The sequence below is a fragment of the Halorussus caseinilyticus genome, assembly GCF_029338395.1.
In the GTDB taxonomy this organism is placed as follows: Archaea; Halobacteriota; Halobacteria; order Halobacteriales; family Haladaptataceae; genus Halorussus; species Halorussus caseinilyticus.
Map to the genome: position 1 here is coordinate 3,254,882 of NZ_CP119809.1, position 14,249 is coordinate 3,269,130.

Consider the following 14,249-nt stretch of genomic DNA (forward strand, 5'->3'; position numbering starts at 1 on the left):
ACGAAATGGCGACGAAGAACATCGGCATCCGAGAAGAGGTCTACAAACACCTCAAAGCCCACAAGCAGGGCGACGAGAGCTTCTCGGACACTATCGAGCGACTCCTCGAAGACGCCGAGGGCGACTGGCGGACGAACTTCGGATTCCTCGACGGCGAAGTCGGCGAGGAGTTCGCCGAGGCCGTCGAAGCCGAACGCGAGCGGTTCGACGCCGACGCGACAGCACGCCAGCGCGAAATCTTCGACGCTTTCGACGGGGACGCCGACGGATGAAACTGCTCGACGCCTCGGTTCTCGTCGGCTATGCGCAGGGAGAACGAGCCGCCGCGGACTACCTCGGTCGAAACGATGACACGATTTTCGGCGCACCGACTGTCGTTCTCTCGGAGATGTACACTGGACTGTTTCGGACGACGGACCTGACCCGCGAAGAAGCGAAAGCGAAGTACGGATGGGTCCGTGCGGTCCCGTTCACCGACGAGGCCGCGGTCGAAACCGCCGAGATTCGCGCCACGCTCAGCGCGCGCGGAGAGAAAATCAACGCGACCGACACCTACATCGCGGGGACTGCGAGAGCGTTCGACGTACCGCTCGTCACCGCCGACGGTGACTTCGAGAAGGTCGATGGTCTCGACGTAGAGAACTACCGCGACCACTAACTGGGCGGACGATTCCTACCGACCTACGACGGTCTCTACGTCCGGTTCGACCTCGAAGTGTTCGCCGCCCCGAACCACGTCGTACCCGTAGAACAGTAACGAGAGCGCACCGACCGACGCGACGGCGAACAGCGCGAGTTCCGCCCGACTCGCGGTGCCCGAAACCACGCTCGACAGGTAGCTACCGGGCAGGAGCAGGCCGAAGAGCGCGTACGTCGCGCCGACGAAGTGACGCCACGAGAGCGCCAGCGGACCGACCGACACTTCAGCGACGCTTCCCGCGACGATTGCGGAGACGCCAGCGAGCGCCATCGCTGGGACGACGACGCTCGCCGTGAGCGCACGGACGCCGAAGACGGCGACGAACGCCGCGACGAGGAGCAAGTCGAACGCGCCGAGGTACCGGAAGCGGGACTGTTTCACGTCGGTTCGTTCGCCGGAAAGGCACTAAAAGAGTGGGCCTTTAACGCTACTCGTCCTACGACCGTCCGATGACACACTTCCCCGAGTTCGAAGTCGTCCCCGCGGTGGACATGCAGGACGGCGAAGTCGTCCAGTTGGTCGCGGGCGAACGCGGCACCGAGAAGACCTACGGCGACCCCGTGGCGGCGGCCGAGCAGTGGGTCGAACAGGGCGCCGAGACTCTCCATCTCGTGGACTTGGACGGCGCGTTCGAGGGCGAACGCGCCAACGCCGAGGCCGTGGACGCCATCCTCGACGCGGTGGACGTGGACGTGCAGTTAGGGGGAGGCATCCGGACCGTCGCGGACGCGACGGACCTGCTCGACCGCGGCGTGGACCGCGTGATTCTCGGGACCGCGGCGGTCGAGAATCCCGAAATCGTCGAAGAGATTTCGGCGGAGTACCCCGGTTCCGTGACGGTCAGTCTCGACGCCAAGGACGGCGAAGTCGTCGTCTCGGGATGGACCGAAGGCACGGGACTCGACCCGGCGGAGGCCGCCGCGCGCTACGAGGAGTTGGGCGCTGGCGCGATTCTGTTCACCGACGTTGACGTGGAGGGCCAACTCGCGGGCGTTCAAACTGACCGCGTGCGCGAGGTGGTCAAGGCCGTCGATATTCCGGTCGTGGCGTCGGGCGGCGTCGCCACGCTCGCGGACGTGCGCGCGCTCCGCGAGGCGGGGGCCGCGGCGGTGGTCGTCGGCACCGCGCTCTACGAAGGCGAGTTCACGCTCGAAGAAGCGAAGTCGATTTAGTTGGCGAGGTTTCCGACCACTGCGGTCAGATTATCCCGAGTCGGTCTCGTTCTCGTCGCCGCGAACACGTACGCGCCGACGGCGACCAGCGCCACGCCGAGTATCGCTCCCTTACCGACCGACAGCAGTCCTCCCGTAAGTGCGGCGAGCGCACCCAAAACGTCCTTCTTCGACATGACTCCCGACTTCGGATACAACGAAGTCGGTGATATAACTTCATCAGACGACTGTCGGATGTCCGCCGACGCCGCGCTCGGGGAGGACAACGGCCTTGTATCTCCGGGCCAATCCTCGGACATGAGCGACCGAACCGCCGCGGTGACGCGCGAAACCGCGGAGACGGACATCGACGTGACCCTCGACGTGGACGGCGACGGCGACGCCACCGTCGAGACGGGCGTGGGATTCTTCGACCACATGCTCGAAAGCTTCGCCAAACACGGCCTGTTCGACCTGACGGTCCGGTGCGACGGGGACCTCGAAATCGACGACCACCACACCGTAGAGGACGTGGCCATCACCCTCGGCGAGGCCCTCGAAGAGGCGCTGGGCGACAAGCGGGGCATCGTGCGCTTCGCCGACCGGAAAGTTCCGCTGGACGAGGCAGTCGCGGGCGTCGTCGTGGACGTGAGCGGGCGGCCCCTCTTCGAGTTCGACGGCGAGTTTTCCCAAGCCACCGTCGGCGACATGACCAGCCACATGGCCAAGCACTTCATGCGCTCGCTGGCGACGAACGCGGGCCTGACCCTTCACGTCGAGGTTTCCGGCGAGAACGCTCACCACGAAATCGAGGCGATGTTCAAGTCGCTGGCGCGGGCGCTAGATGATGCTACTCGGATTGACGAGCGGCGGAGCGACGTTGCGAGTACGAAGGGGCAGTTATAGGCTGACGGTGCGATAGCGAGGTCAGTCGTCGTCTTTTCCGAAGTAACGAACGATGCGAGCGAATATTTTCGGTCCTTTCCGGCCTCGTTGCGGTTCCAACTCCCGACCCGTTTTCGGCGACTTTCCCATATCTAATCTAGATTCGCTATCTCACTTAAGCGTAAGTGCGTTCGCTACGTCGGTGTCGCCACTCCGAAAGCGGTGATAGGGTCAGTAAAGCCGACGATTCCCGATGCGACGCCCAACATGAGCAGGACCAGTCCCGCTCCGAGCAGAGCTTTCGCGTAAAACAGAACCCGTGTTTCACCGCGGACCATCTCGTTTGCCTCCGAAAGCCAATTGCTGTACTCACGCAACATCCATTCGTTCCACTCGCGCTCGGTCCACGACGCTCGTTGGAACTCCGCCACGTACTCCTCGCTCACGCTCACGCCGGGAACTGGTTCCGGTTCCACTCCGGACTGTCTCGCCGGGCGTCGTTCGAGGGGTCTCGGTCCATTCGTTCGCTCCTCGTGGTCGTCGGTTCCTTCGTTATCCGATTTAAACGTTCGTCCGGCGAACGCAAGGCTCTACCTTCGCAGTCGGCGCGCGCTGGCGCGAGTTCATCTCGCGCCATCCTCGTGCGAGGGATGAGCATCACAGACCGGAGCGAAGCGGAGGCCGAGAAGCGCAATCGGTTGGGGAGGGGATGGTTCGCGGTGATGTGCGGTGCGGGTTGACCGCTCCGAGGGAGGGGTCATTTATGACCGGCGACAGACTTGAGCCGTTCCTGTGGCGTACGTCGAGGTGGAGGAGAGCTGTTACGCACGTAACGTCGGCCAAACGCCGAACAACAACACCACTAAACCCTTCGCCGTCCCATACCGAGCCAATAGATGTTCGACGAGATTATGCAGAAGTTCGAGGGGAGTCCCTCCCAGCAGGCCGTCATCAGACTCCTGCTCGAACGGGGCTTCTCGGTCAGCGACGAGGGGCGGGTCGTCTCCGGGGGCATCGAGATTCCGAACACCCAAATCGCTCGGGAAATCGACGTTGACCGCCGGGTCGTGGACTCGACCACCGACGCCATCCTCGCCGACGAGGACCTCCGGCGCATCTTCCAGAACATCTCCTCGATTCCGAGTCTGATGGACCTCGCGCCCGTCCTCGATTTGAACGTCCTGACCATCGACGTGAGCGACGCCGACCAACCCGGCATCGTGGCGACGGTGACGGGACTGCTCGCGGAGAACGACATCTCGATTCGCCAGACCGTCAGCGAGGACCCGGAGTTCACCGACGAACCGCGACTGTATCTCGTCACCGACGACGACGTGCCCGGCGACGTGCTGAACGAACTCAAGAACCTCGACTTCGTGCGGAAACTCGAACTGAAGTAGCTACTCGCCGAGCGACTTCCGGTAGGTCAGCACCTCGAACCGGCCGCGCTCGCGGGCGTCGGTGCGCTCGTAGCCGTGTTTCTCGTAGAGTCCCTGCGCGGCCTGCTGGCGGGCGGTGGTTTCGAGCGCGAGTTCGTCGTAGTCGAGCGTCTTGGCGGCCGCTTCGAGTTCGACCAGCACGGCTTGCCCGAACCCCCGGCGGTGGTGGTCGGGGTCCACCCGCATCCGGGTGATTTCCGCGGTGTCGGCGTCGATGCGCTTCAGGCCGCCCGTGGCGACGATTTCGCCGTCGAGTTCGCCGACGAGGAACTCGCCGCCCGCGTCGAGATACGTCGTTTCGATGGCGCGTAGGTCGTCGGTCCAGTCCTCGTCGTCGGGTCGGGCGTCCACTGCTTCGAGTGCTTCGCGCTCCAGCGTCAGTATTCTGTCATCGTCGCCGGGTTCGTACCGGCGCAGTCGGAGGTCCGCAGGCATGTCCGACGCGAGGACCGGCACGGGCAAAAGCGGTCGGGGGTCGTTCCGCCTCGGTCGTCCCTCGTCGCTTCCTCGTCTGCTCTCGTCTCCCGTGTAGAACTCTTCAACGAACTCGGCTACGCGGATTCGAGGGTACATGAGGCTTCGCGTCGTGTGAGAGACGCGTGTCACGTCGTCGGGTCGGTGTCGGTCTCCTGTTGGTCGTGCTGGTCGTCGCGGCGATACCCGTCGCGCCGGTCGTTGCGCAGGGGACCGACGAGAATCGCGGAGTAGTGAACGGTCACGCCGGAGATGACGGCGGCGAGGAAGCGAGCGAGGGCGGTGTAGAGGGGCTGATTACGGGGTTCGCAGAGGGTCACGGGATGGTCGGCGCGATACTGCTCCTCGTCGCTGGCGGACTCCTGTTGACGGCTTGCGTCGAGCGACTCGTCGGCTACCTCACGCGGGCGGCGCTCGGTCTCCGCCTCTCGCTGTTCGCGCTCGCCATTCTCTTCACGGGCGTCGAGTTCGACGATACCGTTCTCGCGCTGGTCCTCTCGGCGGGGGACCTCGAAGGAGCGGCACTCGGGACCGCGCTCGGGACGAGTCTGGCAATCGTCGGCGTCACGCTCGCTCTCGCCGCAATCGTCCGACCGTTCGCGGTCGATTTGCCGACCGACTACGTTGTGTTGTTCGCGCTCGCACCGGTCGCGCTGGTCCCGTTCGTCCTCGTCGGGACGCTGACGTTCGTCCACGGTCTCGCGCTGGTCGGGGTGTTCGCCCTCTCGTTCGGCTACCTCCTCGTCCGCGAATCCCAGCGCGACACGCCCGTCTTCCGGAACACCGACCTCGGCGCGACGGTGCGCTCGGACGGCGGCCTCGACGTTCCCGCGACGGTCGGCGAAATCCCCGAGGACCGCTTCGTCGCGGGTCGCCGCGCGGCGGGGTGGATTTGGGTCGCGCTCGCGGTCCTCGCGCTGGCCGGTGTCGTCGTCGCGTCGATGTTACTGGAGGCGGGCGCGGAAGTCGCCGTCGGGGAGTTCGGCATCGGGGGAACCGTCTTCGGCGCGACGGTGCTGACCGCGATTCTCACCTTCGAGGACGTGCTGTTGACCCTCGAACCGGTCCGGCGCGGCGTCCCCGAAATCGGCGTCGGCAACGTCGTCGGGAGCGTCCTCTTCTCGCTGACGGGCAACGTCGGGGTCATCGTGTTCCTGAGCGACCTCCGAATCTCCCGGTCGGTCCTCGCGTTTCACCTCCCGGCGGTGGTCGCCCTGACCGCGCTCGCGGCGTACTTCCTCCACGGCGGCCGACTAAAGCGGTGGCACGGCGTCCTGCTCGCCGGGTGCTACGTCGTCTACTGGGTGGTCGCGCTGGTCGCGTTCGGCGGCGTTCCGCTCGGCGGGTAGCCGAGAACACTGATTTCCTGCCCTAAAGCAATCTTTTTATTTTTCTATGAATTGTATTTCTATTCTTAGGGCATCTATATACTGCTTACGTCACGGGAGACGGGAGCGCCACTGTGCCGCCACCGCACCCGTAACCGCCACCGAACTCGCCGACTGCCCCCACAACTACCACCACCGCACCCGCAACGACCACCGCACCCGCAACTACCACCACCGGACCCACAACGACCACTGTACCCGCAACGACCACCGCACCCGCAACGACCACCACCACCGCACCGCCACCGCGCCCCGAACCTCCCCGCCGGGGGCGCGCGATTCCGCGCGCCCCCGGCGCGTCCCGTGGACTGTGAGGACTTCGCTACGCGCCGACCGGTCGACTGCGCCACCGCCCGGCGGATTTTCCGGGCGTCCGGGAGCGAAGCTCGCCGTCCCGAGGCAAGTACCCTTTTCCCGTCGGACTCCCACGGTTCCACCATGACCCGAATCGCCGTCGTGGGCGCGGGCGTGGCCGGACTCGGGACTGCGTACGCGCTCCGCGAGGCAGACGCCGAAGTCACCGTCTTCGAGCGCCGCGAGTCGGTCGGCGGCCGGGCCGCGACCCGCCGACACGACGGGTGCGTCTACGACGCGGGCGCGAACTACCTCAAGGACGACGACCCGCGAGTCGCCGCTCTCGTCGGCGAGGAACTCGCCGACGGACTCGTAGACACCGAGGGTCCGGTCTGGACCTTCGACGCCGACGGCGAGATTTCGGAGGGCAAAGGCGACGACGCGCGCAAATGGACCTACCGCGAGGGACTGGCGACCCTCGGCCAGCGACTCCGCGAGGCCAGCGGCGCGTCCGTCAGGACCGATGCCGAAGTCGAGACCCTCGCCCGCGAGAGCGCCACCGAGTCCCGAGACGCTCGGTGGCGCGTCGGGACCGCTTCCGACGACTTCCACGCGGACGCCCTCGTCCTGACGCCGCCCGCGCCGACGACGGCCTACCTCCTCGACGGGAGCGACTGGGACGACCCGCTCTGCGGGGACCTCGTGGACGCCGCGGCCAGCGTGCCCTACCGGACCCTGCTGTCGGTCGCGCTCCACTACCCCTACCGCGCGGACCCGCCCTACTACGCCCTCGTGAACGCCGACAAGGACCACGACATCGGGTGGGTCTCCCGCGAGGAGTGCAAGCCCGGCCACGTCCCCGACGGCGAGAGTCTACTCGTCGTCCAACCCTCGCCCGACTGGTCACGAGAACGCTACGAGGAGGGAAACGACGAAATCGCAGTCGCGGCCGCCGACCGCGCCGCCGAACTGCTGGACGACCCGGACCGCTACCAGTTCGACTGGGCCGACGTGATTCGCTGGCGGGACGCGCTCCCGGACGCCGGGGCCGACCGCGAGACCCTACGCAGGGGTACCGAGGCCGACCTCTTCTTCGCGGGCGACTGGGTGGTCGGCGAGGGCCGGATTCACGCCGCGCTTCGGTCGGGGCTAGAGACCGGCGAGCGAGTCGCCGACGCGCTCTGAGGCTCAGGACCGTCGGAGCAGGAGCATCGACGCCCCCGAGACCAGCGTCACCGCCGCGACGTGGCCGACGATGGCCGCGACCAACAGCGTCCGACCCCAGACGAACGGCACCAACACGAGTTGGACCACCGCGAACCCGACGGTCAGCAGGTCGATGCGGAGCAGTCGCGCCCGGGCCTGCGCGTCGAACCGGTCGCCGTACCGGAGGGTCCGCCAGAGTCCCGTCAGACTCGCCCACCACCCCGTGCCGATGCGGTAGCAGAGGTCCCACAGCACCAGCAGGGTGAGGTAGACCGCGGGCGCTGGCGGCGACTCGCCGAGCAGAAGCGCGAGCAGTGCCACCCGGCCGCTCCGGGTATCGACCGCGAACAGGTAGGTCAACAACGCGACGAACGACAGCACCCCAAGGACCACCTCGATGCTCGACGAGAAGAGCAGTCGCCGGTACGCCCGAGGGGTCCGAAGCCGTCGAATCTCCTCGCCAAGCGCCAGCATCAGATAGCTTCCGGCGGCCGCGACCCCCACCGCGGCGGTCCCGGCGGGCACCGCGCTCCAGAGGTCGTACACCACCGCGAACGCCAGAATCAACCCTTCGAACAGCGCGAACTGGACGCCGACCGCGACCGGTTGGGAAAGCGACAGGCCGGGAATCGCGCCGACGATGCTCTCGTAGACCCACGTCTCGCCGTACTTCGAGTCGCCCGGAGGCGAGCCACCTCGGTTCACGTCGCCGCCGGTCATTCCTCACCCGCCAGCGCGCGCTCTACGGCCACGTCGAACGGCGTCAACTCGACCGCCACTAACTCGCGGATGCGCTCGTCGTCGGCGACGACGGGATTCTTCAGGCCCGCGATGAGCGGATGCGCGATTGACTTGGGAACGTCGGTCACCAAATCCACCCAGTACGCCGAGAGATTCGGCGTCAGGACCGGAACCGAGAGGATAGTCGGCTCGCTCCCCATCACCCGACCGGTCCGGCGCATCATCTCGGCGTAGGTCAGCACCTCGGGACCGCCGATTTCGTAGGTCTCGCCCGCCGTCTCCGGAACGTCGAGGACGCCGACGAGGTAGCCAACCACGTCGGCGATGGCGATTGGCTGGCACTCGTTGTCAACCCACCGCGGCGCGACCATCACGGGGAGTTTCGACACTAACTCGCGTACCATCCGGAAACTCGCACTCCCGTCGCCGACGACGATTGCGGCCCGGAGCGTCGTCAACTCGAACTCCGCACCCTCCGTCAGAATCGTCTCGACTTCCCGCCGGGACTGGAGGTGTTCGGACAGCACGTCGCCGGTCTCGCCGAGTCCGCCGAGGTAGACCACCCGCCCGAGGTCGGACCCGCGTGCCGCCGCCACGAAGTTCCGGGCCGCGAGTCGGTCGCGTTGCGCGAAGTCCCCGTCGGTCTGCATCGAGTGGACGAGGTAGTACGCCGCGTCCACGCCCTCGAAGACTCCCTCCATACTCTCGCGGTCCAACAGGTCGGCCTCCACGACGGACACGCCGTCGGGGGCGTCGTACCGGCTCGCGTCCCTGACGAGCGCGACCACTTCGTGGCCCGCTTCCACCAGTGCCGGGACGAGGTGGCCGCCGACGAACCCGGTCGCACCAGTTACCAACACGCGCATTTTCCACTATTTCGGACCGAGCGACCATAACTGTCGGCGGCCGAAAAGAACGGGTTCTCGGATTACAACTCCTCGCCCGGCGGCGGTCGCTCGTCGAGTTCGACTTCGACGCGTCTGCGCTCGCCGTTCCGGAGAACCGTCAGCGTCACCGTCTCGCCGGGTCGGGTCCGGGTGAGGTAGCTAGAGAGGTCCTCGCCCGAACTGACGTTCTCGCCGTCGATAGCCAGAATCACGTCGCCGCCGACCGGAACCTCGATTCCGCGGACGCGCTCGGTCCCCCGGTCGCCGCGGAGCACCCCGTCGGCGGGCGAATCCGGGACGACCTGCCGGACGAGGACGCCGCGGGTGACGTTCAGGCCGTTGGCGTCCGCGACGATGGGCGACACGTCGACCGACGTGATGCCGAGGAACGAGTGTGCGAACGACCCGTTTGCTATCAGCGACGGGACCACGCGCTCGACCTGACTCGCCGGGACCGCGAACCCGGTGTTCTCGCTCCCCGAGAGAGTCGCGGTGTTGACCGCGACGACCCGTCCCTCGCAATCGACCAGCGGTCCGCCGCTATTGCCCGGATTGATGGCCGCGGTCGTCTGGATGGAGTTCGGGATGGCGAACTGGGGTCCCTGCGGGCCGCCCGCCGGGAGCGACCGGTTCGTCCCGCTGACGATGCCGTTCGTGATGGTCCCAGACAGGCCCAGCGGACTCCCGAACGCCGCGACCGGTTGACCGGGGTCGGGAACCACCGGTTCGAGGTTCAACGGGTCGGCGTAGTCGGGCGTGTCGTTCACGTCCAGCACCGCGAGGTCACTGTAGGCGTCCCGGCCGACGACTTCGGCCGTGCGCCACTCGCCGCGGTTGAACTGGATTTCGACGGTCGAGGCGTTGGCGACGACGTGTTGGTTCGTGACGACGTGGCCCTCGTCGTCGTAGACGAACCCCGACCCGAGTCCTTGCCCGTTCGCGGTCAGCACCTGCACCGTGACGACCGACCGTATCGTCTCGTCGTACAGCGACTCGTAGTCGCAGGCGTCCTGCATCGCCGCGGGCGTCTCGGCGCTTGGTTCTCCGCTTTCGACCGGTTTCGTCGGCCCCGCTTGGACCGCCCCCACCGGTCCCGTTCCGAGGAGTGCGAGTACCAACACTCCCACGAGCAAGCGTGTCTGTCGGCGCATCGAACACCGAAACGGGCGGAACGGCCAAGAAAGTGGGGGCCTGTCGGTGCGACTCGCTCCGAATAGCGACCCTTTTTGTGACGGCCCGTCAACCGCCTCCCATGTCCGAATCGAGCGTCTTGGAGTCGCTACCGGACCGAGCGATGAAGCGGTCGGAGATGGAGGACCTCGGCGACAGCGAGTCCGTCGAGTGGGTCCACGCCCTCCGAACCGGCAAGAAGGAGCGGCGCAACATGGTGAACGCGTGGATGCTCCAGACCGACGGCACCGCTCACGTCCTGCTGTACGAACTCGACGGGTGGGTCCCGCAGGGGTCGTTCGACGCCGAGGGGATGACCGACGCCGAGAAGCGCGAACGCGGCGAGGAGATTCTGGACTTCTGACTCGGTGCGCTTCACTCCGCGGTCGTCTTCGCTTCGAGGCCGTAGCTCACGCCCGTCGACTCCTCGGAGACCGACCAGAGTCGCTCGGCGCGCGCCCGGTCGTAGGACGAGTCGCTCGACTGCTGGACCGCCGGAGACCCACGCATGTTCAACAGACCGCCGGGACCGACGTACTCCCCGCCCTCGATTTCCGGTGCGGTCGCGGCGTACAGCATCGGGAGCGCGCCGTCCTCGGCCGACTGAGCGAGTAGCGCGTTCGCGGCCTTCATCGCCCAGAGCCGGACGGTCGAACCCCGCATTTCGGGACCCCGGCGCTGGAGGTTCGTGGCGGCGTAGCCGGGGTGACACGCCACGCTCGCAACCCCGGCGTCCGCGCTCGCGGCGTCGAGGCGGCGCTGGAGTTCGTAGGCGAACAGCACGTTCGCCAGTTTGCTCTGGGCGTAGGCCTCCCACTCGTCGTAGGACTGTTCGTGCTGGAGGTCCGCGAAGTCGATGTCTCCTCGCTCGTGGACGCCACTGCTCTGGGTCACGACCCGCGTCTCGCCCGGCGTCTCGCGCAGGGGTTCGAGGAGCAGGCCCGTCAGCGCGAAGTGGCCGAGGTGGTTGACGCCGAACTGCATCTCGAAGCCGTCTGCGGTCTCGCGCCGGGGAATCGCCATCACGCCAGCGTTGTTACAGAGGACGTGAAGTTCGTCGTGGGTCTCTCGGAACTCGTCGGCGAACGACCGGACCGAATCGAGGTCAGCGAGGTCGAGTTCGGCCACTTCGAGCGACCCGCGGTGGCCCCCGCGAGTCTCCTCGTTGCGGATTCGTCGTTTGGCGTCCTCGCCGCGCTCGTCGCTCCGGCAGGCCATGACGACGTGCGCGCCTTTCCGGGCGAACGCGCGGGTCGCCTCGTAGCCGAGACCGCTGTTCGCGCCCGTGACGACGACGGTTCGGTCGTCCATCTCGGGCATCGCCGTCGCCGACCACTCGCCGGTCCGGGTTCGAGCCATGGGGCTTCCTTCGCACGCGAGACACTGAAAGCCATCGCCGGTCGCAATGCCGCTCGCGGTTCCGGGTCTAGTCGTCCTGTGTCACGACGAACCCGCGGCACTTCGGACACACGACCACCGCACGCTCGTCGAACGTCGCGCCACAGAGCGTGCAGACGTACTTTTTCCCGTCGTTCTCTCGGCGCCGCTCGACGAGTCGGCTGAAGATTCTCACTGGAGTCACGACGCTGGCGACGTGGAAAGCAGTTATCGCCGAGGTCTGACCTATTCGCCGTCTGGCGATTTCGCCCGAACGGAGCGCCGAGTTCTCGGCGGCTCACTCGCCCGAAATCGGACCCGCGGCTTTTTGACCACCGAGACCCACCGTTCGACCGATGAGCGAAGAGCGAGGGGACGAGGCACCGCCGACCGACCGCGAGTCGCCGGTCGGCCAACCAGTCGTTCGCGGCGATGCGACCGTCACCGGGCAGGACGCCCAGCAAGCCAAGGCGTTCGACCCGAACGACCCCGAGAGCGTCGCGGAGGCCGCCGATGTCGTCGCGCGGTTCGCCGACAACACCGCGGGCGGCGAGGACAACGTGTTCATGCTCCGAGGCGCGGCCGCGTGCGCGGCGCTCGTGCGCGGCGAAGGCTCGTACAAGGCCGCCGCCGAGCGTGCGGGAGGGAACGTGACGGTGGCGTTCATCCGGAAGTGGGCGCGGGTCCACGACCTGCCCCAGTCCATCCGGCGGTACGTCGCCATGGGTCACGTCGCACCGACCGCCGCCAAGCACATCGCCCGGGTCAGCGGGGAGGACAGGTTCCAACTCGCGTGGGCCGTGCTGGACGGCGACCTGACGGTCCGGGAAGTCCGGTCGGTCGCCAGCACGGTCAACGGCGGCACGCCCGTCGAGGAGGCGCTGGCCGACCACGGCGTGACGCCGGGCGAACTCACCCTGTCGCTCCCGACCGACGTGTACCGGGAACTCCGGCGCACCGCGGCGATGGAGGGCAAACCGCCCGAACAGGTCGTCACCGAGGCGCTGGACGAGCAGTTCTCCTGAGCGACTGCGCGCTCGCTACGCCAAAAACTCCCTCGCGGCGTCCGAAAGCACCTCGCCAGCGGTCAGCACCTCCGACCACACAATCGTCTCGTCCGGGAAGTGGGCCTGTTCGATGCTCCCCGGCCCGAACATCACCGTCGGGACTCCGGCGTCGATGTAGTGGCGGGCGTCTGCGCCGTAGGTCGCGCCGCGGGGGTCGGTCTCGGCGAGTCCGTTGGCCTCCATCGCGCGCTGGACCGCCGTCACGACCGGTTCGTCGGCGTCGATTTCCGACGGCTCGAACTGGACCGAGAACCGCTCGAACTCCGGCGGGTGGTCGGCCAACCACTCGTCGTCGGCGACGAGCTGGGCGAGTCGCCGGTCGAAGACTTCCTCGACTTCCGCGACCGTCTCGCCCGGCGCGACCCCGATTCGAAGCTCCGCGGTCAACTCCGCGGGGACCGACGACGCCCAGTCGCCCGCCTCGACGCGCCCGACGACCACGGGCCACGGCACCGGAAACCGGTCGTAGAGGGGGTGAGTCACCGACTCGCCGCGCTCGGTTTCGAGGTCCCTGAACGCCCGGCGAATCTGCTCGAAGGAGGGGAGTACGTCCACGCCGCGCCACCGCGTGGCGGCGTGGGCCGACCGCCCCGTGAGTCGCAGGCGCTTCATCAGACTCCCCTCGGAGGCCGTGATTGGCCGGAGTTCGGTGGGTTCGGCGATTATCGCGGCGTCTCGCTCGAACGGGTAGGGGTTCGAGCGGGCGGCGGCGGCCGCGCCGACGCCGCCCGCCTCCTCGCCGACGACGCTCTCGACCACGACCCGCCCGTCGAGTCCCCGGACCTCCGGAACCGAACCGTCGGCCGCGCTCTCGTGGAGGTGCTTCGCCGCGAAGACGCAGGCCGCGAGTCCGGACTTCATGTCGGCCGCGCCGCGGGCCGTGAGGGTCTCCTCGTCGCCCTCGTCGCGCCACGTCGGGTCGAAGGGGTCGCTCGACCACGACTCGCGGGCGACCGGCACCACGTCTACGTGGCCGTTCAACACGAGCGTCGGCCCGGCGTCCGGGTCGCCGAATTCGAGGACGCCGCCGACGCTCGGCCGGTCTTCGACCGGAATCTCGCCGGGGTCGTCGGGAAACGAGGGGTGGTCGGCCAACTCCTCGGCGTCGGCGACCCACTCGTAGGTCTCGAAGCCGAGTTCGTCCAATCGCTCCCGGACGAAGGCTTGGGCGGGCGCTTCGTTCTCTTCGGTGGTGTCGAATCGCAGGAGACCCTCCGCGAACTCCCGGAGGTCGGCGTCGCGTTCGCTGGCGAAGTCGTTCATGACCGTTTCGACTGAGGACGCGACGGTAAAACTTGCGTCACTCGTCGAGGGGTAGGCTGTGGTGTCGAGACATAATTAGATGTTCTAAACGTGTCTTATTATTTGCCTAAATAGTGTTCTATTGTTCTAGACAAGGTATTTTATTTGTATTAGCTCTTCTACACGGACCGAGTTGTTCCTCGACGACGGGAACACAACGACGGGACG

General features: G+C 67.0%; 19 protein-coding genes. 9 read left to right on the forward strand and 10 right to left on the reverse strand.

Going from position 1 to position 14,249, the window contains the following annotated elements:
• Positions 1-5: 5 nt before the first annotated feature.
• Together P2T60_RS16435 and P2T60_RS16440 are read left to right on the forward strand one after the other, a co-directional pair.
• The gene (locus P2T60_RS16435; RefSeq protein ID WP_276280318.1) at positions 6-272 is read left to right on the forward strand and encodes an antitoxin VapB family protein; all 267 of its coding nucleotides are present in this window, start codon (positions 6-8) and stop codon (positions 270-272) included.
• Complete coding sequence (locus P2T60_RS16440) at positions 269-658, forward strand: PIN domain-containing protein (protein ID WP_276280319.1); 390 nt, start codon at positions 269-271, stop codon at positions 656-658. The genes P2T60_RS16435 and P2T60_RS16440 overlap by 4 nt, the downstream gene beginning before the upstream one ends.
• A 15-nt stretch (positions 659-673) precedes the next feature.
• Here the strand turns inward: P2T60_RS16440 and P2T60_RS16445 are convergent, their stop codons facing one another.
• Positions 674-1,081, reverse strand: coding sequence for a DUF7994 family protein (locus tag P2T60_RS16445; protein WP_276280320.1), 408 nt, complete (start codon positions 1,079-1,081; stop codon positions 674-676).
• Positions 1,082-1,149: 68 nt separating this feature from the next.
• Between P2T60_RS16445 and hisA the strand changes: the two genes are divergently transcribed.
• Positions 1,150-1,872: a 1-(5-phosphoribosyl)-5-[(5-phosphoribosylamino)methylideneamino]imidazole-4-carboxamide isomerase gene (hisA, locus tag P2T60_RS16450; protein ID WP_276280321.1), complete on the forward strand. Its 723-nt coding sequence runs from the start codon at positions 1,150-1,152 to the stop codon at positions 1,870-1,872.
• Here the strand turns inward: hisA and P2T60_RS16455 are convergent.
• Positions 1,869-2,048: a hypothetical protein gene (locus tag P2T60_RS16455; RefSeq protein ID WP_276280322.1), complete on the reverse strand. Its 180-nt coding sequence runs from the start codon at positions 2,046-2,048 to the stop codon at positions 1,869-1,871. The two genes, hisA and P2T60_RS16455, sit on opposite strands and share 4 nt — an antisense overlap.
• 121 nt (positions 2,049-2,169) lie before the next feature.
• Between P2T60_RS16455 and hisB the strand changes: the two genes are divergently transcribed.
• Entirely contained in the window at positions 2,170-2,757 is a 588-nt protein-coding gene (hisB, locus tag P2T60_RS16460; RefSeq protein ID WP_276282225.1) for an imidazoleglycerol-phosphate dehydratase HisB, read from the forward strand.
• Positions 2,758-2,930: 173 nt separating this feature from the next.
• Here hisB and P2T60_RS16465 read toward each other — a convergent pair whose 3' ends face one another.
• Positions 2,931-3,212 (reverse strand): hypothetical protein, encoded by a 282-nt coding sequence (locus tag P2T60_RS16465; protein WP_276280323.1) that lies wholly within the window; start codon positions 3,210-3,212, stop codon positions 2,931-2,933.
• A 420-nt stretch (positions 3,213-3,632) separates the two neighbouring features.
• Between P2T60_RS16465 and P2T60_RS16470 the strand changes: the two genes are divergently transcribed.
• Positions 3,633-4,136 carry a TrpY family transcription regulator gene (locus P2T60_RS16470; protein ID WP_276280324.1) on the forward strand — a complete coding sequence of 168 codons (504 nt, stop codon included), beginning with the start codon at positions 3,633-3,635 and terminating at the stop codon, positions 4,134-4,136.
• Here P2T60_RS16470 and P2T60_RS16475 read toward each other — a convergent pair whose 3' ends face one another.
• On the reverse strand, positions 4,137-4,748 hold the full coding sequence (locus P2T60_RS16475) for a GNAT family N-acetyltransferase (protein ID WP_276280325.1): 612 nt from the start codon (positions 4,746-4,748) through the stop codon (positions 4,137-4,139). It lies immediately after the preceding gene.
• A 26-nt stretch (positions 4,749-4,774) separates the two neighbouring features.
• Between P2T60_RS16475 and P2T60_RS16480 the strand changes: the two genes are divergently transcribed.
• Positions 4,775-5,998, forward strand: a complete 1,224-nt coding sequence (locus P2T60_RS16480; RefSeq protein WP_276280326.1) for a sodium:calcium antiporter — start codon at positions 4,775-4,777, stop codon at positions 5,996-5,998.
• A 477-nt stretch (positions 5,999-6,475) separates the two neighbouring features.
• Positions 6,476-7,516, forward strand: a complete 1,041-nt coding sequence (locus P2T60_RS16485; protein ID WP_276280327.1) for an NAD(P)/FAD-dependent oxidoreductase — start codon at positions 6,476-6,478, stop codon at positions 7,514-7,516.
• Between the two features lie 3 nt (positions 7,517-7,519).
• On the opposite strand, the gene P2T60_RS16490 is transcribed toward P2T60_RS16485, so the two are convergent.
• The 3 genes from P2T60_RS16490 to P2T60_RS16500 all read right to left on the reverse strand — a co-directional run bounded on the left by P2T60_RS16490 (position 7,520) and on the right by P2T60_RS16500 (position 10,316).
• Positions 7,520-8,257 (reverse strand): DUF7530 family protein, encoded by a 738-nt coding sequence (locus P2T60_RS16490; protein ID WP_276280328.1) that lies wholly within the window; start codon positions 8,255-8,257, stop codon positions 7,520-7,522.
• Positions 8,254-9,144 carry an NAD(P)H-binding protein gene (locus P2T60_RS16495; protein WP_276280329.1) on the reverse strand — a complete coding sequence of 297 codons (891 nt, stop codon included), beginning with the start codon at positions 9,142-9,144 and terminating at the stop codon, positions 8,254-8,256. The genes P2T60_RS16490 and P2T60_RS16495 overlap by 4 nt, the downstream gene beginning before the upstream one ends.
• 62 nt (positions 9,145-9,206) lie before the next feature.
• Complete coding sequence (locus tag P2T60_RS16500) at positions 9,207-10,316, reverse strand: S1C family serine protease (protein WP_276280330.1); 1,110 nt, start codon at positions 10,314-10,316, stop codon at positions 9,207-9,209.
• 101 nt (positions 10,317-10,417) lie between these two features.
• Between P2T60_RS16500 and P2T60_RS16505 the strand changes: the two genes are divergently transcribed.
• On the forward strand, positions 10,418-10,699 hold the full coding sequence (locus tag P2T60_RS16505; protein WP_276280331.1) for a DUF7964 domain-containing protein: 282 nt from the start codon (positions 10,418-10,420) through the stop codon (positions 10,697-10,699).
• 11 nt (positions 10,700-10,710) lie between these two features.
• Here P2T60_RS16505 and P2T60_RS16510 read toward each other — a convergent pair whose 3' ends face one another.
• Both P2T60_RS16510 and P2T60_RS16515 read right to left on the reverse strand, forming a co-directional pair.
• Positions 10,711-11,694: an oxidoreductase gene (locus P2T60_RS16510; RefSeq protein WP_276280332.1), complete on the reverse strand. Its 984-nt coding sequence runs from the start codon at positions 11,692-11,694 to the stop codon at positions 10,711-10,713.
• Positions 11,695-11,761: 67 nt separating this feature from the next.
• Positions 11,762-11,908, reverse strand: coding sequence for a hypothetical protein (locus P2T60_RS16515; RefSeq protein ID WP_276280333.1), 147 nt, complete (start codon positions 11,906-11,908; stop codon positions 11,762-11,764).
• A gap of 160 nt (positions 11,909-12,068) precedes the next feature.
• On the opposite strand from P2T60_RS16515, the gene P2T60_RS16520 reads away from it, so the two are divergent.
• Positions 12,069-12,737: a DUF7119 family protein gene (locus tag P2T60_RS16520; protein ID WP_276280334.1), complete on the forward strand. Its 669-nt coding sequence runs from the start codon at positions 12,069-12,071 to the stop codon at positions 12,735-12,737.
• 15 nt (positions 12,738-12,752) lie between these two features.
• Here P2T60_RS16520 and P2T60_RS16525 read toward each other — a convergent pair whose 3' ends face one another.
• Positions 12,753-14,042 (reverse strand): M20/M25/M40 family metallo-hydrolase, encoded by a 1,290-nt coding sequence (locus tag P2T60_RS16525; RefSeq protein ID WP_276280335.1) that lies wholly within the window; start codon positions 14,040-14,042, stop codon positions 12,753-12,755.
• Between the last annotated feature and the right edge of the window lie 207 nt (positions 14,043-14,249).

What these genes read in the sequence shown, in the direction of transcription:
- P2T60_RS16435 (WP_276280318.1), top strand. Translation starts at nt 6, where the DNA reads ATGGCGACGAAGAACATCGGCATCCGAGAAGAGGTCTACAAACACCTC.
- P2T60_RS16440 (WP_276280319.1), top strand. Translation starts at nt 269, where the DNA reads ATGAAACTGCTCGACGCCTCGGTTCTCGTCGGCTATGCGCAGGGAGAA.
- hisA (WP_276280321.1), top strand. Translation starts at nt 1,150, where the DNA reads ATGACACACTTCCCCGAGTTCGAAGTCGTCCCCGCGGTGGACATGCAG.
- P2T60_RS16455 (WP_276280322.1), bottom strand. Translation starts at nt 2,048, where the DNA reads ATGTCGAAGAAGGACGTTTTGGGTGCGCTCGCCGCACTTACGGGAGGA.
- hisB (WP_276282225.1), top strand. Translation starts at nt 2,170, where the DNA reads ATGAGCGACCGAACCGCCGCGGTGACGCGCGAAACCGCGGAGACGGAC.
- P2T60_RS16470 (WP_276280324.1), top strand. Translation starts at nt 3,633, where the DNA reads ATGTTCGACGAGATTATGCAGAAGTTCGAGGGGAGTCCCTCCCAGCAG.
- P2T60_RS16475 (WP_276280325.1), bottom strand. Translation starts at nt 4,748, where the DNA reads ATGTACCCTCGAATCCGCGTAGCCGAGTTCGTTGAAGAGTTCTACACG.
- P2T60_RS16485 (WP_276280327.1), top strand. Translation starts at nt 6,476, where the DNA reads ATGACCCGAATCGCCGTCGTGGGCGCGGGCGTGGCCGGACTCGGGACT.
- P2T60_RS16490 (WP_276280328.1), bottom strand. Translation starts at nt 8,257, where the DNA reads ATGACCGGCGGCGACGTGAACCGAGGTGGCTCGCCTCCGGGCGACTCG.
- P2T60_RS16495 (WP_276280329.1), bottom strand. Translation starts at nt 9,144, where the DNA reads ATGCGCGTGTTGGTAACTGGTGCGACCGGGTTCGTCGGCGGCCACCTC.
- P2T60_RS16500 (WP_276280330.1), bottom strand. Translation starts at nt 10,316, where the DNA reads ATGCGCCGACAGACACGCTTGCTCGTGGGAGTGTTGGTACTCGCACTC.
- P2T60_RS16505 (WP_276280331.1), top strand. Translation starts at nt 10,418, where the DNA reads ATGTCCGAATCGAGCGTCTTGGAGTCGCTACCGGACCGAGCGATGAAG.
- P2T60_RS16510 (WP_276280332.1), bottom strand. Translation starts at nt 11,694, where the DNA reads ATGGCTCGAACCCGGACCGGCGAGTGGTCGGCGACGGCGATGCCCGAG.
- P2T60_RS16520 (WP_276280334.1), top strand. Translation starts at nt 12,069, where the DNA reads ATGAGCGAAGAGCGAGGGGACGAGGCACCGCCGACCGACCGCGAGTCG.
- P2T60_RS16525 (WP_276280335.1), bottom strand. Translation starts at nt 14,042, where the DNA reads ATGAACGACTTCGCCAGCGAACGCGACGCCGACCTCCGGGAGTTCGCG.